At 55.8% G+C, this 22,012-nt stretch carries 20 protein-coding genes; 3 read left to right on the forward strand and 17 right to left on the reverse strand.

What is annotated here, in order from left to right:
- Window positions 1-38: 38 nt before the first annotated feature.
- Complete coding sequence (gene edd / locus PYL13_RS25495; protein WP_275642747.1) at window positions 39-1,850, reverse strand: phosphogluconate dehydratase; 1,812 nt, start codon at window positions 1,848-1,850, stop codon at window positions 39-41.
- 179 nt (window positions 1,851-2,029) lie between these two features.
- Here edd and PYL13_RS25500 point away from each other — a divergent pair, with 179 nt between their 5' ends.
- Window positions 2,030-2,776: a FadR/GntR family transcriptional regulator gene (locus PYL13_RS25500; RefSeq protein ID WP_275642748.1), complete on the forward strand. Its 747-nt coding sequence runs from the start codon at window positions 2,030-2,032 to the stop codon at window positions 2,774-2,776.
- A 70-nt stretch (window positions 2,777-2,846) separates the two neighbouring features.
- Here PYL13_RS25500 and PYL13_RS25505 read toward each other — a convergent pair whose 3' ends face one another.
- The 8 genes from PYL13_RS25505 to PYL13_RS25540 form a co-directional block, all read right to left on the reverse strand.
- A complete protein-coding gene (locus PYL13_RS25505) occupies window positions 2,847-3,590 on the reverse strand; it encodes an amino acid ABC transporter ATP-binding protein (protein WP_275642749.1) in 744 nt (247 codons plus the stop codon).
- Between the two features lie 19 nt (window positions 3,591-3,609).
- Window positions 3,610-4,632: a class II fructose-bisphosphate aldolase gene (fba, locus tag PYL13_RS25510; protein ID WP_275642750.1), complete on the reverse strand. Its 1,023-nt coding sequence runs from the start codon at window positions 4,630-4,632 to the stop codon at window positions 3,610-3,612.
- A 69-nt stretch (window positions 4,633-4,701) separates the two neighbouring features.
- Window positions 4,702-5,496, reverse strand: a complete 795-nt coding sequence (locus PYL13_RS25515; protein ID WP_275642751.1) for a transporter substrate-binding domain-containing protein — start codon at window positions 5,494-5,496, stop codon at window positions 4,702-4,704.
- A gap of 29 nt (window positions 5,497-5,525) precedes the next feature.
- Window positions 5,526-6,170, reverse strand: a complete 645-nt coding sequence (locus tag PYL13_RS25520; protein WP_275642752.1) for an amino acid ABC transporter permease — start codon at window positions 6,168-6,170, stop codon at window positions 5,526-5,528.
- 3 nt (window positions 6,171-6,173) lie between these two features.
- On the reverse strand, window positions 6,174-6,845 hold the full coding sequence (locus tag PYL13_RS25525; RefSeq protein WP_275642753.1) for an amino acid ABC transporter permease: 672 nt from the start codon (window positions 6,843-6,845) through the stop codon (window positions 6,174-6,176).
- 23 nt (window positions 6,846-6,868) lie between these two features.
- On the reverse strand, window positions 6,869-7,921 hold the full coding sequence (locus PYL13_RS25530; RefSeq protein WP_275642754.1) for a tagatose 1,6-diphosphate aldolase: 1,053 nt from the start codon (window positions 7,919-7,921) through the stop codon (window positions 6,869-6,871).
- Complete coding sequence (locus PYL13_RS25535) at window positions 7,918-8,826, reverse strand: PfkB family carbohydrate kinase (RefSeq protein WP_275642755.1); 909 nt, start codon at window positions 8,824-8,826, stop codon at window positions 7,918-7,920. Before PYL13_RS25535 ends, PYL13_RS25530 begins: the two co-directional genes overlap by 4 nt.
- Before the next feature lie 375 nt (window positions 8,827-9,201).
- Window positions 9,202-9,894 carry an aspartate/glutamate racemase family protein gene (locus PYL13_RS25540; protein WP_275642756.1) on the reverse strand — a complete coding sequence of 231 codons (693 nt, stop codon included), beginning with the start codon at window positions 9,892-9,894 and terminating at the stop codon, window positions 9,202-9,204.
- Between the two features lie 269 nt (window positions 9,895-10,163).
- Between PYL13_RS25540 and PYL13_RS25545 the strand changes: the two genes are divergently transcribed.
- A complete protein-coding gene (locus tag PYL13_RS25545) occupies window positions 10,164-10,739 on the forward strand; it encodes a DNA polymerase III subunit epsilon (RefSeq protein ID WP_275642757.1) in 576 nt (191 codons plus the stop codon).
- Window positions 10,740-10,844: 105 nt separating this feature from the next.
- Here PYL13_RS25545 and PYL13_RS25550 read toward each other — a convergent pair whose 3' ends face one another.
- The 8 genes from PYL13_RS25550 to PYL13_RS25585 form a co-directional block, all read right to left on the reverse strand.
- Window positions 10,845-13,241 (reverse strand): aldehyde dehydrogenase family protein, encoded by a 2,397-nt coding sequence (locus PYL13_RS25550; protein WP_275642758.1) that lies wholly within the window; start codon window positions 13,239-13,241, stop codon window positions 10,845-10,847.
- Between the two features lie 11 nt (window positions 13,242-13,252).
- Entirely contained in the window at window positions 13,253-14,212 is a 960-nt protein-coding gene (gene deoC / locus PYL13_RS25555) for a deoxyribose-phosphate aldolase (protein ID WP_259148336.1), read from the reverse strand.
- 19 nt (window positions 14,213-14,231) lie between these two features.
- On the reverse strand, window positions 14,232-15,170 hold the full coding sequence (gene rbsK, locus PYL13_RS25560) for a ribokinase (RefSeq protein WP_275642759.1): 939 nt from the start codon (window positions 15,168-15,170) through the stop codon (window positions 14,232-14,234).
- A 25-nt stretch (window positions 15,171-15,195) separates the two neighbouring features.
- Entirely contained in the window at window positions 15,196-16,278 is a 1,083-nt protein-coding gene (locus PYL13_RS25565) for an aldose 1-epimerase family protein (protein ID WP_275642760.1), read from the reverse strand.
- Window positions 16,279-16,282: 4 nt separating this feature from the next.
- Window positions 16,283-17,281: an ABC transporter permease gene (locus PYL13_RS25570; RefSeq protein ID WP_275642761.1), complete on the reverse strand. Its 999-nt coding sequence runs from the start codon at window positions 17,279-17,281 to the stop codon at window positions 16,283-16,285.
- Window positions 17,282-17,295: 14 nt separating this feature from the next.
- A complete protein-coding gene (locus PYL13_RS25575; RefSeq protein ID WP_192490714.1) occupies window positions 17,296-18,273 on the reverse strand; it encodes an ABC transporter permease in 978 nt (325 codons plus the stop codon).
- Between the two features lie 13 nt (window positions 18,274-18,286).
- Entirely contained in the window at window positions 18,287-19,786 is a 1,500-nt protein-coding gene (locus PYL13_RS25580) for a sugar ABC transporter ATP-binding protein (protein ID WP_275642762.1), read from the reverse strand.
- 73 nt (window positions 19,787-19,859) lie between these two features.
- Window positions 19,860-20,906: an autoinducer 2 ABC transporter substrate-binding protein gene (locus PYL13_RS25585; RefSeq protein ID WP_275642763.1), complete on the reverse strand. Its 1,047-nt coding sequence runs from the start codon at window positions 20,904-20,906 to the stop codon at window positions 19,860-19,862.
- Between the two features lie 341 nt (window positions 20,907-21,247).
- On the opposite strand from PYL13_RS25585, the gene PYL13_RS25590 reads away from it, so the two are divergent.
- Entirely contained in the window at window positions 21,248-21,976 is a 729-nt protein-coding gene (locus tag PYL13_RS25590) for a DeoR/GlpR family DNA-binding transcription regulator (protein WP_275642764.1), read from the forward strand.
- Window positions 21,977-22,012: the final 36 nt, after the last annotated feature.

Genomic DNA, 22,012 nt, shown 5'->3' on the forward strand with positions numbered 1-22,012 from the left:
CCTAACCCCCAAGCAGGCCCGTCGTATAGGGTGACGCCCTATACGACAAAGCTTGCTCCCGCCTCCGCGCCAGAAACCCGTTCGCGGGCATGCAGAAACAGTTCCCGACCCGTGCCACGCGTGGTCGCCGTGCTGGATGCAGCTTTTCTTTGTGCCAATTGATCCTCGTCAACACGTACTGAAAGTGTGCCTGCAATGGCATCGAGCACAACAATATCACCTTCGTCGATGCGCGCGATCATTCCGCCTTCTACAGCTTCAGGTGTGATATGGATGGCAGCGGGGATCTTACCTGAGGCGCCTGACATACGACCGTCGGTAACAAGTGCCACCTTGAAGCCGCGATCCTGCAACACGCCGAGTGCGGAACTCAGTTTGTGAAGTTCCGGCATGCCACTGGCTTTCGGTCCCTGGAAACGCAGAATGGCGACGAAGTCGCGATTCAGTTCACCGCGCTCAAAGGCCGTGATCAGGTCCTGCTGCCGCTCAAAAATCCGGGCTGGCGCTTCAATGATAAACTGGTCTTTCTTGAGGGACGAAATTTTGATGATTGCGCGACCGATATTGCCTGTCAGAACCTTCAGGCCACCATTTGCCTGGAAGGGTTTATCGGCCGTCTTGATTACTGCGGGATTGACCACTGGTTGTGCCGGTACCTGCCAGACGACCTCGTCCTCAATCAGTTTTGGCTCTGCGATGTAGTCCTCAAGACAGTCACCCACTACAGTGCGAACGTCGGCATGGACGAGGCGATGAACGAGCAACGTATCAATCAACGCCCGCATGCCGCCTGCTGCATGGAACTGGTTTACATCGGCCGGACCATTTGGGTAGACACGGGCGATCAGCGGCACCGCATCGGACAATTCTGAAAAATCGTCCCAAGTTACAATGATCCCCGCGGCCCGGGCCATGGCCACCATGTGCATGGTGTGGTTGGTCGAACCACCGGTTGCCAGAAGCCCGACAATGCCGTTGACCACAGACTTGGCAGTGACAATACCGGCAATTGGTGTCGGCTCCTTGCCCAGCAGCGAAATATCAACGGCACGTTTGACGGCCGCCCGCGTCAGGGCATCACGAAGTGGTGTGTCCGGATTGACGAAGGTTGAGCCCGGCAAATGCAAGCCCATGATCTCCATCAGCATCTGGTTGGAATTGGCGGTCCCGTAAAAGGTACAGGTGCCTTTGGCATGATAGGAACGTGTCTCGGATTCCAGCAGGGCGTCACGTTTGACCTTGCCTTCTGCGTATAACTGCCGAACTTTGACTTTTTCTTCGTTGGAAAGGCCTGTTGTCATCGGCCCGGACGGCACAAAAATCGCAGGCAGATGACCGAAAGCCACTGCACCCATGAATAGGCCGGGCACGATCTTGTCGCAAGTGCCAAGGTAAAGTCCAGCATCAAAGGCATCATGGCTGAGAGCAATCGCAGTCGACATAGCGATGACGTCGCGCGAAAACAGCGAAAGCTCCATGCCGTCGCGCCCCTGCGTGATGCCGTCACACATGGCTGGGACGCCACCGGCAACCTGAGCAACTGCGCCGAGCTTGGCGGCAGCGGTCCGAATGATTGTCGGAAAATCCTCAAACGGCTGATGCGCGGAAACCATGTCATTATAAGCGGTGACGATACCGAGATTGGGCGCAATTGTGCCCAAAATAGCCTGCTTGTCGCCGGGACAGCAGGCGGCGCCCACATGCGCAATGTTGGCGCAGGGCATGCCCTGTCGGCGTGGGCCGTTTTCTGAAAGTGCTTCGGCTACGGTTGCCTCATAGGCGGAACGCGTGTCGCGTGAGCGCTCCAGGATACGATCGGTAACACGCCTGATTGTGTCGAAAGCACTCATAATCATTGTCCGGATTTTGATTGGGTGGGAAGAACGATGTGAAAATCAACTTGTAAATTTAATTGACAATATGTCAAGCGAACGGCAATGCGCTGCTTCCCTCTTGCCGCGAGCCGCGATAGAATAGACCCTCGAGTTGAATCGCCATCGCCAATTTTCCGGAGTTCCAACGTCTCGACATGGCACAGATCGATCTGACACCCGCTCGCAAGGAGCGCCTGGCCGATACGGTTTACGGTGCCATTCTCTCAGGCATCACCTCCGGCAAGTTCGCACCTGGTGACAAATTACCGTCCGAGGCCGAGTTCTCGCTTGCTTTCGACGTTTCACGCCCCGTCGTCCGCGAGGCCCTGTTGCGCCTCAGCACTGATGGCCTGATTCAATCACGCCGTGGCATCGGAACCTTCGTGTCCACCCGCCCCTCGACACGGCTGACGGAACTGGCTGATGCGGCCAGCCTTTCAGGTTTCCTGCGGGCTTTCGAGCCACGTATTGTGTTGGAAACGGAGGCCGCACGCCTTGCCGCGATGCGCCGCAGTCGTGCCGATCTCGGCACGATACGCCAGACCATCGATGATCTCAGCAAGGCCATCGAGGCCAATGAGCTGGGACAGGAACAGGATATCGCGTTTCACAACGCCATAGCCCATGCTGCAGGTAATGAATATTTCCCGGCATTGCTCGAGGACTTGCGAATGCCTGTCACTGAAACGATGAATATCGGTCTTGAACTTGCCCGTGAACGTTCAACGGCACGCCGTCGGCGTATCATCGAAGAACACACCCGCATCTTTAACGCTATTGCAGCTGAAGATGCCGATGCAGCCGGCAGCTACATGAAATACCATCTGTTGCAGGCACGGTCAGCGCTGCTTGATGCCAGCCATCTGGAGCCGACAAACGAGCTCGGTGAAGACAGCGAATAAAAAACGGCCGGATTACCGGCCGATTTCTGCGCCAATACGCAGGCGCTAGAGTGCCTGCACCAAGCTTCCGTCAGTGCAACATCTGTGCAAGAAAATCGCGGGCACGTTCAGTACGCGGTTGACCGAAGAACTCTTCCGGCGCGGCGGATTCAACGATTGCGCCGCGATCCATGAAGATGATGCGGTCTGCCACTTGACGCGCGAAATGCATCTCGTGTGTCACGCAGATCATGGTCGATCCTTCATTGGCCAGCTCGACCATGGTGTCGAGCACTTCACGCACCATTTCAGGATCCAGTGCTGAGGTTGGCTCATCGAACAACATCAGTTCCGGGCTCATCGACAATGCCCGTGCAATGGCAACACGTTGCTGCTGGCCGCCGGATAGCTGCACCGGGTATTTGTTTGCCTGCTCTGGTATCCTCACACGGGCCAGAAAACGTTCAGCCGTTGCGCGTGCCTCTTCCCGAGCAATGCCTTTGACCTTCATCGGCGCAATCATGCAATTTTCCAGCACAGTCATATGCGGGAAAAGGTTGAAGTTCTGAAACACCATACCCGTGCGTCGCCGCACCGCATCCACACTTTCGCGCTTGTTGGTCAGTTCTATGCCACACACTTTCAACTTGCCGGACTGATGGTGTTCCAGCCCGTTCAGGCAGCGGATAAAGGTCGACTTTCCCGAGCCTGATGGTCCGCAAATGACGATCGTTTCGCCCTTGCGAATTGTTGTCTCGATGCCGTTCAGTGCCTGAAAGGCACCGAAATATTTCGACATCTGGCGCGCTTCCACAACGATCTCGCTTCCGGTCATGTCTTGCTCTCCAGGCTTATCAGGCAATCTTCGGATCAAGCGATCCGGATGCGTAACGGCGGGCCATATCCGCCATCGGGATAACCTTGATGCGGCTTGCATTGCCAGCGGTTCCAAACTCCTCAAGGCGCTGACGGCAGAGCTTGCTGATGGCATCCATTCCCGGCTTCATCATATTGCGAATGTCGAATTCCTTGGGATCTTCATGCATGACGCGGCGGATCTGGCCAACCAGTGCCATGCGGTTGTCGGTGTCGATATTGACTTTGCGCACACCGTGTTTGATGCCGCGCTGGATTTCTTCAATCGGCACGCCCCAGGTCTGTTTGATGTCGGCGCCGTACTTGTTCATGATGTCCTGCAATTCCTGCGGGACAGACGACGAGCCGTGCATGACGAGATGTGTGTCGGGCAAACGGCGGTGGATTTCTTCGAGCCGGTCCATGGCCAGCACATCTCCATCGGGTTTGCGGTCAAATTTATAGGCGCCATGCGAGGTGCCCATGGCAATTGCCAGTGCATCGACCTTTGTTGCCTTCACGAATTCGACAGCCTGATCGGGATCCGTCAGCAGGCGTTCATCACTGCGCGATTCCAGTTTGCCCAGAACACCAATCTCCCCCTCAACCGAAGCACCCATCCAATGGGCCATCGACGACACTGTCGAGGTAACGCGAACATTGTAATCATAATCTGACGGTGTCTTGGCATCGGCTTCCAGCGAGCCATCCATCATCACCGAGCTGAAGCCAATTTGGAGCGCGGTGGCACAGGTCGCTTCGCTGTTTCCGTGGTCTTGGTGCACAACGATTGGAATATGCGGATAGAGTTTTTCGATGGCCGCGAACAGATGGTCGATCATCACGTCGGTCGCATAGCTGCGTGCCTTTGTTCCGACCTGAAGGATCACGGGAGAATCGACCGCATCGGCTGCATTCATCACCGCCAGCATCTGCTCCATGCAGGTTACGCTGAAGGCGGGGACGCCATATTGAAATTCGGCGGCGTGATCGAGAAGTTGGCGAAGTGTGATGCGCGACATCGGTCGGACCTTTCAGATGGAAATGTGAGATGGACGGCGGCCTTTGTGCCCGCCGCCGTCCTGCAAGAATTAGAAGCGCGGAACATTTTCGTTGATGATGCCAAGCCACTCCTTCTGTGCAGCCTGGATTGCACCGGAGTTCCACAGCAACATGATCTCGGTGTTCAGCCACTGGTGCAGATCAAAGTCACCGCGGCGTACGCCAATGCCCATTGGCGACTGGCGAACGGCGAATTTGCGCTGGAACTGATCAGTCTGTGCATTGATGGCGTTTGCGGCCGCAACACCTGACACAATGGCATCGACCTGGCCGGAAAACAGGGCCTGATTGGTGGCGGCATCATCATCGAAGCGCTGGATGTTGGTGCCTTCGACGGCCTTTTCAGTAAGGATCGTGTCGTTGGTGGTTGAGCGTGTCACGCCTACGCGTTTGCCAACAAGGTCTTCAAGCGTCTTGAAGTCGGAACTGGCAGGGGCGATCACCATCTGTTCATCCACATAGATGGCATTGGTGTACATGATCGCCTTTGCGCGTTCAGAGGTGATGCCGAGGGAAGAGATCACAATATCGACCTTGCCGGTGGTCAGGTTTGGAATACGCGCCTGCGATACCTGGTCGACGACCTCAAGCTCCACGCCCAGATCTTTGGCAATCAGATTGGCAATTGCCACGTCGAAGCCTGAAGGCTTCATCGATTGATCGGTCATGCCATAGGGTGGCGTCGACAGCGAAATGCCGACAATGATTTTGCCGCGCTGGATGATGGTATCCAGTGTGTTGCCTGCCTGCTGGGCCATAGCCGCAGACGACGCGAGCACCAGCGCAGTTGCGCCTATTACAATATTTCTGAATGTCTTTTTCATTACGGTCCTCCTCCGTTGAAAGTTGATTGTCAGGTGGCAAGCCGGCGCTCGAGGCGACGACTGAATAGGGAAAGCGGAAAGCAGACGAGGAAATACAACAGCGCGGCTGTCAGATAGACCTCGAGTGGCTTGAAGGTGGCATTGCTGACGATCTGGGCCGTGCGGGTCAGTTCGGTAAAACCCACAATCGATGTCAGCGAGGTGTTCTTGATCAGCTGGACAAAGAAACCGACGGTTGGTGGCGTCGCAATGCGGATCGCCTGCGGCACGATAATGTAATACATCGAATGGGTACGGCTGAGACCAAGAGCGTGAGCCCCTTCGCGTTGACCTGCTGGCACCGATTGAATGGCGCCACGCCAGATATCACCCAGAAACGCAGCGGCATAAAAAGAGAACGCAACGGCGATGGCCATCAGCGGGTTGGTCGCAAGCCCCAGATAGGCGGCGCCGAAATACGCGATGAACAGTGTCACCAGCAGCGGCGTACCTTGCATCACAAAGATATAGAATTGCGCCGCACGGCTGATGAAGCTGTTTGACGACACGCGCATCAACGTCAGAACTGCGCCTGCGATTGAACCACCGACAAGGGCAACTGCTGCAAGAAACACAGTCCAGCCGAGGCCTTCGATCATGAACTGTACATGTGTGAGACTATATTGCTGGAACATGGCTCAGCGTCCCAAAAACTTGAAGGGAAAGAGCACGCGCTCAAGGATTGTCATCGATCCCTTAAGGGCCGCGACAAGTGCCACGTAAATGACAGCGATAACCATGTAGATCTCCATATTGCGCATTGTCAGGCCCTGAATGTCGTTGCCGGTTCCAGTTAGTTCGGGCACTGAAATGGCCGAAACCACGCTGGAGGACAGGAGAAGCAGAATGAACTGCGCAACTAGCGACGGAAAAACGGCGGCAATTGCCGGCTTCATGCTGATGTGGCGAAAAATCAGATACGGCGACATGCCAAGCGCACGTCCCGCTTCGATCTGGCCCTTTGGAATGCCCTGGATGCCAGCACGTACGATCTCGCTGCAATAGGCGCCACCATAGATCGACATGGCAAGAATTGCCGCTGCCATCGGTGATAAACGAAGCCCGAGCGCCGGCAGTCCAAAATAAATCAGGAAGACCTGCACAATGAAGGGCGTATTGCGAATTGCCTCGACGTAGCCAAGCACTGGTAGTCTGATGAGGCGGTTCGGGCTTAACGTCAGAACCGCCGCGACAATAGCGATGACAAGCGCAAACGACATCGCGATGAGGGAAATCTGCGCTGTCAGCAGGACCCCCTTTATCAGAAGGTCGCTACGCGACAGGACACCTGAGAAATCGAGATAGTTCACGCTTGTTCTCTTTGCTGCAAGGTTCAGGAGTGAACGGCCGAGGCCGAACGGATGAACTGTGAGTATTGCGGGGCGAAGGCTTCCCCGGCCGGTTCCATCGTGATCGTGCCGCTGGTGCTGGCATGATCCTGCCAAGGCGTTGCCATCTGGTCGGTCAGGCTGTTTAGACGGTCCATGAAGCCCGGTGCTTCATTGGCAAGCGCCTTTTCCATTACCGGCAGGTCAGGAAAATGTGAGAACGCCTGTGACCATATTGCGCGGCCAGCCAGATAACCATTGGCACCTGCACGATAGGCGTAGGTCAACAGTCGCAAGAAGTCTTCCGGTGTCGACCCGGCGCTCAGCAGCACCCATGGACGACCGATCCCTGCTGCCATCTTGTCAAACCGGGCCTGGATCATGGCGGCATCCTTGCCATCAGGATCGGGAACGTCGGTTGTTTCGGTTGGCGGTTCGAGCTTGTAAACATCAACGCCATCAGGGTTCATGATTTCCTTGTCGGCAAGCGACTTCAACACCAGTTCAACGCGTCTGGCGGCGAATGCTTCCGGGGTTTCATCCGGGAACGGGTAAACCAGGAATTCAAGAATGAAGGGAATGTCGTTGTCGCGGCAATCCTTCTTGACGCTATCGAGATAGGCAAGCTGGTGTGCCTTCACATCCGCGCTGACATCCTCACGGAACCAGAGGTTGACCTTCACGCCATCGCCGCCGACCTTGCGAATGACGGATGGGTCCCAACCCGGGATGTTTTCCGACTTGCGACCGGTCGGGGTTACTTCCCAAGTCGCCCATTCCGTCGCAACCAACAGGCCCTTGCGAGGTGAAATACCGTCAACAGCCGAGGCATAACCCAGTGGCGGATCAATCAGAACCGCAGAGGCCTTGGGAGCCAGATATTTGCCGAGCAGCCGTTTGACGGCAGAAACGTCCTCATAAGGTGCATGGTCAAGTTTGCGAGCGGCCTTGATCGGATTGACGATCGGACCTGTCTGGTCCATTGCCAGCATCTTGAAACGACCATTGTCGTCTGCGAGGCGGCGAAGGCCCCAGAGTTTACCTGGTGTGATGTTCATGCATTGCTCCCGTTCAACAAAAGCTCGACGGCTGCGCGGTCCGGGATACTTTCCCAGCCACTGCCTCGAGCACATTTCAATGCAGCTGATGCGCCTGCAAAGCGCGCGGCCTGCTCAACATCCATTCCTTCGGCCAAGCCAAGCGTGTAGGCGCCATGGAATATGTCACCGGCACCATTGGTATCGACCGCCACCACCGGAAAGGCTGGCACGTTGCGTATTTCCTGACCATCCAGCCAGAAGAAACCCCGCTCCCCGTCGGTGACGGCCACGACACCACGGCAAAGCGAACGCGCATCTCGAAGGCCATTTTCGACATCATCTCTACCGGTCAACCGTGCGAGACAGGCGGCGGAAAAGACAATGTGGTCAGGGAGTTGAAGCAGTTGGTTGACCGCATTCATGTCGCCGACATCGGCATCAAGAACAGTAACGATCCCACGCTCACGCGCTGCCCTGAAAATGGTGGCGGCACCTTCCCACCAGCTATAGTCGGCAAGAACGCCATCAACACCATCAAGTCTTTCAAGTGGCAACCAGTCGGCATCGTCTCCCAGATCGCGACCGATAAAACCGAACGCCATGCGGTCACCATCGGGGGAGACAAGGATCGTACCTATTGGACTAATCCCGCCTTCCACTCTGCGCACGGAGCCTGTATCCACGCCTATCTGTGCCAGACGAGCAAGGATCTGGTCACCTGTTTCATCGCGACCAAGGCGGCCGAGATAGACAGTGTCAGCACCCAGTGAGGCTGTTGTATAGGCCGCAGTTGCCGCTATGCCGCCGCCTGTTTTTCGAACGTCCAATGCCCGGATTTTCGTTGGCTGCGTGGGCAACGAAGGCAGATAAACGATCGTATCGAGAAACGCGTTGCCGAGATGTACGATCCGCTTTCTTGCCATCACTTCTTTCCTGCGTCTGGTCATTATCGCTGCAAGACACGGGGAAACATTCCGTGTCACGGAGTGACACGGCCAACAGTCGAAAGGTAGTTAAAGCCTCCCGGTCTGGCCCTCCCCGAGCCTCAACCTGTGGCGACCATAGGCAGGTAACAACATGTTGTCAAATTAATTTACATGTTCGAATTCGAAAAACATGCTGATACTGAAAAGCAGGTTGAATGGCGAGAAATGTCGGTGATGAAATAGATGGCCGCGAACCGCTCCTGCGGTCCGTATGACCGCACGAGTGTTGGTGGATGTTGTTCTGGATCTAAGGGCTCATTACAAAGAATGCCAATTGGCAGCCGACGTCGTTTGATCCGTCAAAGGGTTTCGTCAGCTCGCAAGGGCCATATCAATTGCCGCTTCGCAATGGATCAATGTGGTGTCGAAAACCTCCACGGAGACATTATCCTGATTGAGCAACATGCCGATTTCGGTGCAGCCTAGGATCATGCAGTCGGCGCCCGTATCGACGATGCGCTGGGCGATTTGCTCGTATGTGGAACGGCTGTCATCCGTGGTGATGTCCTTGCACAGTTCATCATAGATGATGTGATGAACAACTGCGCGGTCATCAGCATCAGGCAGAACCGGATCGAGCCCGGCTTCGATCAACCGCCCCGTGTAGAAGCTTTGCTCCATGGTGAATGCCGTTGCCATGAGGCCGGGTCTATGGAGACCTGCTTCGCTAATGCGGCCAGCGGTGGCATCTGCAATATGCAGCAAGGGAATGCCGACGCCGCTCATCATCTGATCGGCAAGTTTATGCATGGTGTTGGTCGCGAGAATGATAAAATCTGCGCCGCCACGTTCCAGTGCCTTGGCCTCGGCATTCAAAATCTGCCCGGCTTCTTCCCACTTGCCAGCGCTTTGTAATGTCTCAATTTTCGCGAAATCAAGCGAGCGGATCAAAAGTTCAGGGGAATGAAGACCGCCAAGGCGCTGCCTCGTGATTTCGCAGAGCTTGCGGTAGTAGGTTTGTGTCGACGCGGCGGACATGCCGCCCAAAATACCAATAAGTTTCATTGCGCCATTATCCGTTCAGAGGCTTGTAATCTGCCCAGCCTGAAACTGGGCGGTTTGTCGAGACCTGCGTTGTTTTAACATCAGATGAACCATGCGGTAGATGGCAATGTCAGGGATTTTGCATGTCGTGCCCGATATCCGAGAGGTCAGAGTGTTCTTCTTTGTGAAAAATCATCGGCTTTCGGCGCCGAAAATCCATCATGACAGTTGAATTTTCACATGCTTAGATCGCTTAGGCGACATCGTCGTTACGACACAAGGAGCTTGCTGTGGCTTACATCTACATCGTGACGGATTGCGAATTTGACGGTCCCATACCGGGACTGAATTCGATGCTTTCTTTCGGATCTGTCGGGGTTTCCGAAACTGGTGAGATTCTTGGCGAGTTTGAAGGTGTTCTGCAACGCCTCGATGGTGCAGTGAGTGACCCGGCTGTAATGGATTTCTGGAAGCGGTTTCCAGAAGCATATGAGGCGGCGACGGAAAATGCGCAGCCACCGGATGCTGTCATTAAACGCTTCGTCAATTGGATCAGGTCGCTTGGACACCGTCCGATCTTTGCAGCGCATCCGGTTTCTCTCGATGGACCGTGGTTTGACTATTATCTGACACGGTTTACCGGCAGGCCATTGTTGGAAGGGCCTTGGGTGGAGGACCGGTTATTTCGCTATGCACCACTTTGCATCATGTCGATGGTTACCGGAAAAACCGGACGTGAGCACTGGAACTGCGATGTCAAAAAATATCCGGCTGAATGGCTCGGGTCGGTCGAGCATACCCATCGTGCAATAGATGACGCACGTGGTTACGCCAATCTGTTGCGCTTCTTGATCAGAGACCGTTGATACGATCCTGCCGTGTCTGGCGAGCTTGCTTTGGTCAAAGATGTCACGGGGTTCGGTAAACCCCGTGACTGATCTTATCTTGATTGGCCCTGCAGTTGGACCGTGTCAGGCGCCGTAAGGCACCCAGATGTTCTTCACCTGAATGGCCCTGCGCAGATAATCGCGCCCCTGCGCCTCGGAACGGTTCAGCCAATCGGGCTGGCGGCCGTTATTGACCCAGGTTGCTTTCAGGTTTCCGGCAGATGCTTTTTCAACCATCGTGCTTCCCTTGTCCGAGCCGAAGTACCAGACAGCAGCCACCTCATCATGCTCAGCCAATGTCTTTGCCAGCACGTCACGCTCACCGGTCACGATGTTGATAACGCCACCCGGCACATCCGATGTGTCCAGCACCTGATAGAAATCACCGGCAATCAGTGGATGTCGTGATGAGGGGATGACAACAACGCGGTTGCCCATGGCGATCGCTGGCAGGACCAGCGACACCAAAGACAGAAGCGGTGCTTCATCCGGGCACACGACGCCGACAATGCCCCATGGTTCATTCATGGCAAGCGTGACATGGCGAGTTTTGGTCGAATGCACCGCGCCATCAAACTTGTCGGCCTGTGCAGCGTAGTAGGAGATACGACGCAGCGATGCCTCGAACTCCTCCGTTGCCTTCTTCTCGCTCACGCCGGTGCTTTCGATGATACGCGCGACGAATTCGCCGCGCCGTGCATCAAGGTTTTCGGCAAGATAATAAAGCACCTGTGCACGGTTATGGGCTGTTGCGGAGCTCCAGCTTGTTGCCTTGGAGGCTGCTTCCACGGCATTGCGGATATCCTTGCGGTTGCCAATGCTGGCCATGCCGATTACCGCGTTGCCCTTGCCTGTCACGGAGTAGCTGTAGCCACCGTCGGGACGGGCCTGTTTACCGCCGATATAGTTCTTCATGGTCCGGTCGAGACCATCGACCGCCATCTTGCTGTCTCCTGACGGCAAGGCCGACGGGGTGAAGGTTTCAAGGGCCTTGGCGACCGGGAGGCTCTTTTCCCAATCGGCAGCCAGATATTCATAAAGGCCTTCGCGCGCACCTTCACGGCCAAAGCCGCTTTCACGGTACCCACCGAAGCCAGCACCGGCATCAAGCATGTTGGTGCAGTTGATCCACACCACACCAGCCTTGACGCGTGCCGCCAGATCAAGCGCCACATTGATGTTTTCCGACCAGATCGATGCGGCAAGGCCGTAGCGGGTGTTGTTGGCCAGTGCTGCGGCTTCGTCCGGGGTACGGAACGTGAAGGCGGCGGCAATTGGACCAAAGATTTCCACCTGGCAAACGGTAGCGGCCTGATCAACTTCGGTGAAGAAGCCGGGGGCGATATAATTGCCTTTTGCTGGCAACGGGTTCTTGCTTTGCCAGAGTTCGCCACCTTCATCCACGCCCTTGCGAACCAGATCGGTGATGCGCTTTACCTGCGTAGCGGAAACAATCGCGCCGACATCGGTCGACTTGTCGAGCGGATCACCAACGCGCAGTGTTTCCAAGCGCTTTTTCAGGCGAGCGTAAAACGTCTCGGCAATACCTTCCTGCACCAGCAGGCGGGAACCCGCGCAGCACACCTCACCCTGGTTGAACCAGATGGCATCAACCACACCTTCAACGGCAGCATCCAGATCAGCATCTTCGAAGACGATGAACGGTGATTTGCCGCCCAGTTCCAGCGAAAGTTTTTTGCCCGAACCGGCAATCTGCTCCCTGATGACCCGACCAACCTGCGTTGAACCGGTAAACGCGACCTTGTCGATGCCGTCATGGCCACAGACGGCTGCACCGGTCGAGCCATCACCCTGGATGATGTTGACGACACCTGCTGGCAGACCAACCTCATGGCAGATTTCTGCAAAAGCAATGGCTGTTAGCGGTGTCAGATCAGCGGGCTTCAGCACCACGGTATTGCCGGCGGCCAGTGCTGGTGCGATCTTCCATGCCAGCATCAACAGCGGGAAATTCCACGGAATGACTTGACCGCAAACGCCAACGGGCGAGAAGCCACGGAACTCGTCTTCCACCATCTCAGCCCAACCGGCATGGTGGTAGAAATGACGGGCAACGAGAGGAATATCGATATCGCGGGTTTCGCGAACCGGCTTGCCGTTGTCCATGGTTTCGAGAACCGACAGGAAACGCTCACGCTTCTGGACGTGACGCGCAATGGCATAGAGATAACGGGCACGTTCATGGCCGGATAGTTTCGACCATTTTCCGAAGGCCGCACGGGCTGCCTTGACCGCCAGATCGACGTCATCCTCATTGCCGCAAACGATTTGCGCCAGGCTTTCGCCGTTCGCGGGGTTTGATACGGCAATGGTTTTGCGGCCTTCCGGAGTTACGAAACGGCCGTTGATGTAGTGACCGAATGAGCGTCCGTGTTTATCGAGCCACTGCTTCACATCGCCATTCGCCTCGGGGGAAGGTCCATATTCCATGGTTTGCAAAATGTCCTTAATGGATACCATTTTTTCAGTCCTTATGCGGCAGCGTGGTGATGAGCGCTGGAGTAGCGGCCGGTTACGAAATGTTCGAGCTGCCGCTCGATATCGCCAAGCATCGAGCTGGCACCGATGCGGAACAGGTCAGGTTCCAGCCAGCGATTGCCCAATTCTTCTTTCATCAGGGTGAGCCAGGACAGCGCGTCCTTTGCAGTTTTCAAGCCGCCGGCAGGTTTGAAGCCAACCATCTGGCCTGTCAGTTCGCCGTAGTCGCGCAGAGCACGCACCATGGTCAGGCTAACCGGCAGCGTAGCATTTACTTCCTCTTTGCCGGTCGAAGTTTTGATGAAGTCGGAACCCGCCTGCATCGCTACCATCGAGGCACGATAAACATTGGTCAGCGTGTTGAGGTCACCCGTTGCCAGAATGGCCTTCATATGGGCATCCCCGCAGGCTTCGCGCATCGCGGCGATCTCGTCATAAAGTCCAGTCCAGTTCTGCGTCAGAACGAATTCACGAGTAATGACGATATCGATCTCTTTTGCGCCCTGGTCGACGGCATAACGAATTTCCGCCAGTCGCTGCGGAAGCGGTGTCAGACCAGATGGAAACCCTGTTGCGACGGACGCAACCGAAATTTTCGTTCCTTCCAGTGCCTTAACGGCGTGCGCGACCATTGTAGGGTAGACGCATACCGCGCCGGTGGTGATGCCGGCATCGGCGAGACCAAGCGCCTCCAGAATGTCGTCGCGGACTGGGCGGCGCGCCTTGGCACAAAGGCGGCGGACGCGCCCGGCCGTGTCATCGCCCGACAATGTTGTCAGGTCGATGCAGGTGATGGCCTTGATCTGCCATGCGACCTGATATTCCTTTTTGATAGAGCGCCGCGCGGTGATTGTCGATGCCCGCCGCTCGGATGCGCTGCGATTGACAGACACATCCTCAAACCATTCCGGCTTTAGGGGTGTGCCATTGTTTCGTGGGAAGTTTTCGCTCATTTTCTGTCCATTCTTGAGATCAGGCGCTAACGGCAGCATGTTCGCGGCAAAATGCCTCGAACTCTTCGACGCTGGCGTAGGCCTTCTGTGTTCCGGGACGGGTGATGGAGTGGGCCGCGTAAAGCGACGCCTTTTTTAAGGAAGAAACGACGTCGCCATTTTCTGCGTAGAACCGGGCAAAAGAACCGATAAAGGCATCGCCTGCCCCGGTAGTATCTTTTGGCGTGACTTTAACCGGGGCGATGTTGACGATTTCCGTTGCGGTAATCATGCGCGCGCCGCGTCCACCCAGCGTTACGATGACGGTACGAATACCGCGTGCGATCAGTGAACGGGCAGCAGTGACAATGTCATCATCGGTATCGGTTGGCAGACCGGACAGCAGCGCCAGTTCGCTTTCGTTCGGGACAAGGAAGGTGACCTGACGGATACGTTCCGGGTCGAGATCGGCTGCCGCCGGGGCCGGGTTGAGAATGGTCTCAATACCGTTTTTGGCTGCAAGCTCTATCGTGTGATAGACAGTTTCAACCGGCACTTCCATCTGCATCAGAATGAGGCCGCATTGTTTGAGATCGGACGCTGCCTTATCGACTTCCGCAGGCAGAAGATCCGCATTGGCGCCCTTGACGATAAGGATCGAGTTCTCGCCCGATTGCTCGACAAAAATCGGTGCAACGCCGCTGGAGCGGCCAGCGATCTTTTCCACATGGCGGGTATCAACACCAAAACTTGCGAGATTGCGAATGGTGTTGTCGGCAAACACATCGTCGCCGACACGGGTCACCATCATTACATCGGCGCCGAGGCGAGCCGCTGCAACCGCCTGGTTAGCACCTTTGCCGCCGCAACCCATTTCGAATGTTGGTGCTTCTAACGTTTCACCCGGTCCCGGCATGCGGTCCACATAGGTGATGAGGTCGACCATGTTGGAGCCAACGACCCCGATTTTCTTGCTCATGATGAACTTCCCTGAATATGCTGTTTCAAAGAGTGCCGATCCTGGCGCCGAACTGCTCGGCGGCGGCACGGTCGAGATAACCGAGCCGCACTGGAAAGATCTTGCGTTCGCCCGGAGAAAGGATTTGCACGTTGTTTTTGGCTTTTTCCGCCAGATAACCCTCAGGTTCGCAGGTCGACGGCAAGGCAAAAGCGGCGACTTGCGAATCTCCGTTCACCAATATCCAGCGCACTGTTTTGGGGAAGGCCGCCAGTGGATAGGAGATGCCGAAGCCGTCACCCTCGTTTCGCTGCATCATCAGATGCGTCTTTCCATCGCCATCTTGCGGCAGGCCATTGATGTAGAACACCTGTTCGGGATCATATCGCTGTGGTTCATCCAGCACTTCCATGGCGGATGGTTTTTTTGCCAGCGTGTCCAGAAGTGACAGATAATCGGGGTTGGGTGTAACGTGGCCGGGCACGGCTGTGCGCACCCTCACCTGTTCCGGCGTATAAGCCACCGGCTGAACGATACGTGCGCCCTTGGCATACGCGAAGTTCACATGGCACATATACATCAGTTCCATGGGTGCCGATGACAGGTTTTCGATATCCATGACGATATCGAACAGCGTATCCTCTGCATGCAGTGTTACACTTGGCCGCGCCAGATAATTGGCCCCGAAGCCCATGACATATTCGATCTCGCCGGTGACACGGATAAACGCGCCGCGTTCATCGTGACCGATGACGAATCCGGCCTTGTCCATGGACGCGCAGGGCATTTCGCCATGCAGGGCGTGATTGTCCTCTGGTGACGGGCAGCCGTTGCGCAACATGCCGCTGTGAAATGCAAAGCAACCATAGGTCTCAACGATCGAACCTGCTGGCCGAGGCATGGCAAATCGACTTCCCATGGTGAGATCGACACCATCAAATTCGACACTCCAGATCATCTGTCCCATGAAGGGCAGGATGACGATGCGGCCGCGACGATTTTCGATCTGTAACGCCTCGATGCCGGTGGCGTACCGGAATGTCGTGACGTTAAGCCCATCGGCTTTGGCCAGAAGATGCGGAACCTCGGTGAAGTCCTGTCTGCGAAGATTAAATTCTGTCTCCTGCATGGGATCACCTGCCGGGGTTGCGCCATGCATTGATGGCGATGACGAGAATAAGGAAACCGCCCCAGATGAAATCGATGAGGTGGTTGGAGAACCGCATCATCTGGAAGCCTGAGGAGAGCAACATTAGGGCAACGAGCGCAATGGCGATGCCGAGAACACGGCCTTTGCCGCCAGCTGGATTGGTGCCGCCAAGAACGGCGATCAACACGGCCTGTAGGAGATAGGATGCACCGTAATCAGATTTGGCAGCATTGGTGCGCCCAGACAGAATGATACCCGCCAACGATGCCAGCACACCTGTTAGCATGTAGGAATAGAGCATCATCCGATCTTTGCGGATGCCGGCAAACACTGCCGCACGTGGGTTGGTGCCGATCAGCATGAGATTGATACCAAGCGTCGAGCGCGTCAGCAGCACAGCGACAATTAGGCAGACCACAATGAACAGGATGAAGGGCGTGGCGATACCAAGGATCTTGCCATTGCCGATCCAGTTCCATGCGTCGGGAAAACCGACAATGGCCGGGCCGCCAGTCATGACCAATGCCAGTCCCATCAGCACCTGACCGGTGCCAAGGGTTGCCAGGATCGGGGTGATGCGCAGTTTGGCAACCAGCAGGCCATTGACCAGGCCGGCCACCAGACCAACCGCCATGGCAAGCAGAATGCCAAGGCCGGTGTAGAATATCATGCCCGAGGTGGAAGACTGTCCCGCCTGAACCATGGTGGAGTGGAAATAGACACCGGCAATGATGCCTGCGAGATTGGCAATGCCAACCACGGAGAGATCAATGCCGCCCGTCAGCATGGCAATCATCATGGCGATGGAGAGGATCCCCAGTTCCGGCATGATGTAGCTGATGGATTCAAAGTTGTAGTAGTTCAGGAACTTGCTGGGATTCATCCAGGTCATCAGCGCAAAAACGATGACCGTTATGACAAGAAGCTGCAGGATGTTATTGTCGTTGCCGAGAAGCCGGCGCATGTCGAACGAATTTTTCATGATGCGCTCTCCCCTCACGCTATGCTTTTACGATCACGCCATGCGGTGATGGCGGTGGCGACGATGATGATCAGGCCGACGACGACCTTCTGCCAGGTGGTATCCACCTTCATGATGATCAGTGAGTTCTTGACCATGACGAGCATGAAGACGCCCATCAAAGTACCGAGAACCGTGCCGCGCCCACCAAAGATCGATGCGCCACCCAGCACCACTGCGGCAATCACATCGAGCTCGAGGCCGACGAAATCGCGCGGGTTTGCAAGCCAGATCATCGAGGAGTGCAGCAGGCCCGAAAAACCCGCCAGAGCGCCGGCAACGCAGTAGACAAAGAAGATGGTTGCACCGGTGTTGAAACCGACACGCTTTGCCGCCTCAGGCGAACCGCCATAGGCATACACACTGCGCCCCATCATCGTGTAGTTGAGGATGAGGTGAATGACCAAAGCCAAGCCTAGATAGACGAGGAACATCGCTGTCAGACCAAAGGTCGAGCCTGTGGCAGACGTCAGCGAGATCACGTCGGTCTTGCCAAAGCCGATCAGTTCCTTCGGCATCTTGTTGATATTCACGATGCTGGTGCCAACGAGACCGAGAACCAGACCGCGCACGATGGAACCGGTACCGAGCGTCACGATCAGCGGGATCATCTTGAAACGATGGATGATGAAGCCGTTGAATGCGCCAAGTGCAAGGCCGATCAGGGTCGCGGCAATAAAAGGAATGAGAACGCCGTCGTAACCGAGGTAAACCATGGCACGCACGGTCAAATACATCGCTGCGATGGCAAAGGCGGTAAACGAGACGTCGATGCCGCCGGAAATCATCACCAGCAATACGCCAAGCGCCATGATGCCGATGACGACATTGGACCGTAACAGGCCGAAGATGTTATCGAGCGACCAGAAAGCCGGGTTGATAAGGCCGATGATGATCATCGCTGCAAGCAGGACGCAGGCGATAATAAATTCTGTGCTTTTGACGAATTTCATGTTCTTCGGCCCCTCAATTCAACGTCTTGAGCCGGTCATTCACGGCATCCTCGGTCATGGTGTCTCCCGACAATTCGCCGACGAAACGACCCCGGTGCATAACCAGCACGCGGTTGCAGTTCTGAACAAGTTCTGGCACGTCGTCGGAAATCATCAGCACGGCCAGACCTTCCTTTTCGGCGAGCTTACGGATGATGTTATGGATCTGCGCCTTGGAGCCGACGTCGACACCGACTGTCGGCCCGTTGAGGATCAGCACTTTGGCACCTGTCAGCAGCCAACGGGCGAGAACCACACGTTGTGCGTTACCGCCGGACAGATGGTTGACCGGCGTATGCGGTCCCGGTGCGACGATCTGCATGGCCGAGAACATTTCACGGGTCGTGTCGTCGGCCTTCTTGCGGTTGATGAAGAACCCGCGAACAAATTTCTCGATCGACGTCACAATGATGTTGCGCTCAATCGACTGTGTGAGGAACAGGCCTTCGGTCAGGCGGTCTTCGGGCACATAGGCGATGCCACAGGCAATGCCGTCCTGTACTGTCTTGGGATGGACATCGCGGCCCTCCACACGCATGGACCCGGTAAAATCAGGGCGCATGCCAAACAACGCCAGTGCAAGTTCTGTGCGACCTGAGCCGATCAGGCCGGAAATGCCGACGATTTCACCGCGCCGCAGTGTCAGATCGGCATTCTCAACCGATCCCGGAACGGTCAGATTTTGCACTTCAAGTGCCGGTGCATCAGCGCCCTCGACCGGTACCCACTGGTAACTGTGGGCGGCAATGTCCTGCCCGGTCATGGCACGGGTAATGGCTGGCTCGTCGAACTCGGTGATTGGGCCTTCAGCCACCTTCTTGCCGTTACGGAAAACGGTCAAACGTTCGCTGATTTCAAGCATTTCGCGCATCTTGTGGCTGACGAACAGCACGGCAATGCCCTGCGCCTGGATATCGCGTACGATCTTGAACAAGGCATCGACTTCATGGCGTGTCAGCGCTGTGGTCGGTTCGTCCATGATGATCAGACGGGCATCGGCCATAAGCGCGCGGGCAATTGCCACGATCTGTTTGCCAGATGTCGGCAGGCTTTCCACGTCAGCATCAAGATCAATCGTCACGCCAAGGCGGTCGAGAGCTTGTTGTGCCATTTCACGCATACGCCGCCAGTCAACCGTTTTACGTCCCTCCATCAAGAAGGTGTTGATCGACAGGTTCTCGGCGACCGTCAAGTTTCCGAACAGCGAGAAATCCTGGTAGATCACCTGGATGCCGTGATGAACGGACTTGACCGGATCAAGTTTGCCGACCGGCTTTCCATCGATCAGGATTTCGCCGTCCTCGGGCGTGTATACCCCCGACATGATCTTGATGACGGTGGATTTACCGGAGCCGTTTTCGCCGGCAAGGCAGTGTATTTCGCCCGGACGGATGCTTAGCGACACGTCGTCAAGCGCTTTCACGCCGCCAAACCGCTTGCCGATATGGCGCAGTTCGATCAGATTTTCAGTCATAAGGGCCTCGTAAAAGGCTGAGGGAACGCGGATGTATGAGGAGAGAGGGTTACCCCTCCCTCCGTGATTAAGATCAGAAGTCGTACTGATCCATGTTGTCCTTGGTCACGCCGACCCAGCCCGCGCCATAAAGCAGGTGTGGATTGGCGGCATCAGGAACCAGCAGGCTTTCGTAACCTGGCAGACCGAGATTGAGACCGGCCTTGATCTGGTCGTTCTTCTTTTCAAGAACCGCGACAGCCAACATGTTCATGGCATAACCAGCAACGGCCGGATCCCAGAACTGGATGTACTGAATGTTGTCGTTCTTGAGATATTCACCTGCAACGGAAACCAGACCCGTACCTGCAAAGAACACCTTGCCCGAAAGACCACCTTCGGCGATCAGACGGCCAGCACCTGCGGAGGTTGGCATTGGCGCGCCGAGAATGCCGGTGATATCCGGATAGGTGGTCATTGCTTCCTTGAGTTTGTTGTAGTCGGTGTTGGCGTCGTCGTAGGTTTCCAGACGCTCAGTCACCAGCGACATCTCAGGGAAGTTGGCCTTCTGGTACTCGATGGCACCATCAACCCATTCCATCTGCGACTTGGAGGTCAGACCGCCGACGGTGGCAACATATTTGCCCTTGCCGCCCATCGACTTGCCGAGTTCCTTCATCAGGTTGGCGCCGTAAGCCTTGTTGTCAAAAGCCTCGATATCGAAATCGACATTCTTGATGTTGGATGCTTCGTGGCTGATGACAACAATGCCACGATCACGCGCCTTTTTCAGCACCGGCTCAACGGCTTCCACCGAGAATGGCACGACAGCGATAGCGTCGACGCCCTGCGCGATCAGGTTTTCGATGATCTGAACCTGTGCAGCGGCGTCGGCCTGGCTTGGACCAACCATCCAGACGTCATTTTCAGTATGGCCCTTGAACTGCTCGACTCCTTCGCGCATGCGGTCGAACCAGGCGATACCGTCCACTTTGACGACGGTTGCGATGGTGTATTTCTTGCCGCTTGCCGAAGTGATCAACTCCTTGTTGACCTTCGACGTATCTACGGCGCTCTGCGCGAAAACAGCCGACGCAGAAAGCGACGCAGCAAGCGCGATGGTTGCGAAGATTTTTTTCACTGACAACTCCTCCCTATGAAACCACAATGGGTCACGCCTTTTACGGCAGTATCACCCGATAATGTTCGATCTCTAACGTCGGCAATCGCTTGTCGCGCGCCTGACGCCTCCTCACTCTTCCGGACAGGCTCCCATGCCCCAATTACCGAAGGATCGATGTTTGACCCAGAAACCTGTTGTTTTCCTCTCCCGATAATGCGAATTATAATGTTACAATCCGATCATTATGTTTCGATCGTTTCATGTTTGGTGTTCTCTTGTCAAGCTCAGGGAAGGGCAATTGCTAAGAAAGTAACATCACAATATGAAGCGCAGCTGGGACAAACTACAACGGAGATACGGTGAGCAGAGTAAGTGCACGCAATGCCAGGCTGGATGCGCTGGCTCTTCTTGTTCAGGAAACGGGTGTGTTACGGCTTCGGGACGCAGCGTCCCGGCTTGGCGTGTCCGAAATAACCATCCGCCGTGACATTGCCACCGATAGCGATCAGCTCAGTTGCCTTGGTGGTTATATCCTTCCTTTCCAAGACGGTGCGGTCGGCAGCGATTATGTGCTCGATCAGGAAAAGGACAGCCACGCTGTCGCCAAAGCGCGAGCTTGTACCGCAGCAGCGGCGCTGATTGAACCCTACGATACGGTGTTTATCGATTGCGGTACGACAACCCCACATCTGGCGCGGCAGATTCCAGCCAATGCGCATCTAACGGTTATCTGTTACTCGCTCAACGTTGCCGAGGAACTGGCACGGCGCAATGATGTACGCCTGATTATGCTCGGCGGGGTTTACCACGCGGAAGCGGCTTCGTTCTCAGGCGACGAAGGCATCGACGTGCTGCGGCGCATCAATATCAACAAGGCGTTTTTGTCTGCTGGTGGTCTCGACGAGCAACACGGGGTGACCTGCTCGCATTTCCATGAAGTGCCGATCAAGCAGATGGTCATGCAGCGCTCAGTCCAAAAGCACCTCGTGGTTGATAGCAGCAAGTTCGGCAAGGTCAGGGCGGCGCGTTACGCCTCGATCAGTGATTTCAATTCGGTGATCGCCGACCAGCCTACCCCTTGGTCCTGAAAACGCCCGGCCTCTGAGATTTATGCCGCCAAGACA

The organism is Agrobacterium sp. Azo12, from assembly GCF_029193765.2.
Classification (GTDB): Bacteria; Pseudomonadota; Alphaproteobacteria; order Rhizobiales; family Rhizobiaceae; genus Agrobacterium.

Bases quoted from the DNA above. Each gene is read 5' to 3' on its own strand.
- edd (WP_275642747.1), bottom strand. From the start codon at position 1,850: ATGAGTGCTTTCGACACAATCAGGCGTGTTACCGATCGTATCCTGGAG.
- PYL13_RS25500 (WP_275642748.1), top strand. From the start codon at position 2,030: ATGGCACAGATCGATCTGACACCCGCTCGCAAGGAGCGCCTGGCCGAT.
- PYL13_RS25505 (WP_275642749.1), bottom strand. From the start codon at position 3,590: ATGACCGGAAGCGAGATCGTTGTGGAAGCGCGCCAGATGTCGAAATAT.
- fba (WP_275642750.1), bottom strand. From the start codon at position 4,632: ATGTCGCGCATCACACTTCGCCAACTTCTCGATCACGCCGCCGAATTT.
- PYL13_RS25515 (WP_275642751.1), bottom strand. From the start codon at position 5,496: ATGAAAAAGACATTCAGAAATATTGTAATAGGCGCAACTGCGCTGGTG.
- PYL13_RS25520 (WP_275642752.1), bottom strand. From the start codon at position 6,170: ATGTTCCAGCAATATAGTCTCACACATGTACAGTTCATGATCGAAGGC.
- PYL13_RS25530 (WP_275642754.1), bottom strand. From the start codon at position 7,921: ATGAACATCACACCAGGTAAACTCTGGGGCCTTCGCCGCCTCGCAGAC.
- PYL13_RS25535 (WP_275642755.1), bottom strand. From the start codon at position 8,826: ATGGCAAGAAAGCGGATCGTACATCTCGGCAACGCGTTTCTCGATACG.
- PYL13_RS25540 (WP_275642756.1), bottom strand. From the start codon at position 9,894: ATGAAACTTATTGGTATTTTGGGCGGCATGTCCGCCGCGTCGACACAA.
- PYL13_RS25550 (WP_275642758.1), bottom strand. From the start codon at position 13,241: ATGGTATCCATTAAGGACATTTTGCAAACCATGGAATATGGACCTTCC.
- deoC (WP_259148336.1), bottom strand. From the start codon at position 14,212: ATGAGCGAAAACTTCCCACGAAACAATGGCACACCCCTAAAGCCGGAA.
- rbsK (WP_275642759.1), bottom strand. From the start codon at position 15,170: ATGAGCAAGAAAATCGGGGTCGTTGGCTCCAACATGGTCGACCTCATC.
- PYL13_RS25565 (WP_275642760.1), bottom strand. From the start codon at position 16,278: ATGCAGGAGACAGAATTTAATCTTCGCAGACAGGACTTCACCGAGGTT.
- PYL13_RS25570 (WP_275642761.1), bottom strand. From the start codon at position 17,281: ATGAAAAATTCGTTCGACATGCGCCGGCTTCTCGGCAACGACAATAAC.
- PYL13_RS25575 (WP_192490714.1), bottom strand. From the start codon at position 18,273: ATGAAATTCGTCAAAAGCACAGAATTTATTATCGCCTGCGTCCTGCTT.
- PYL13_RS25580 (WP_275642762.1), bottom strand. From the start codon at position 19,786: ATGACTGAAAATCTGATCGAACTGCGCCATATCGGCAAGCGGTTTGGC.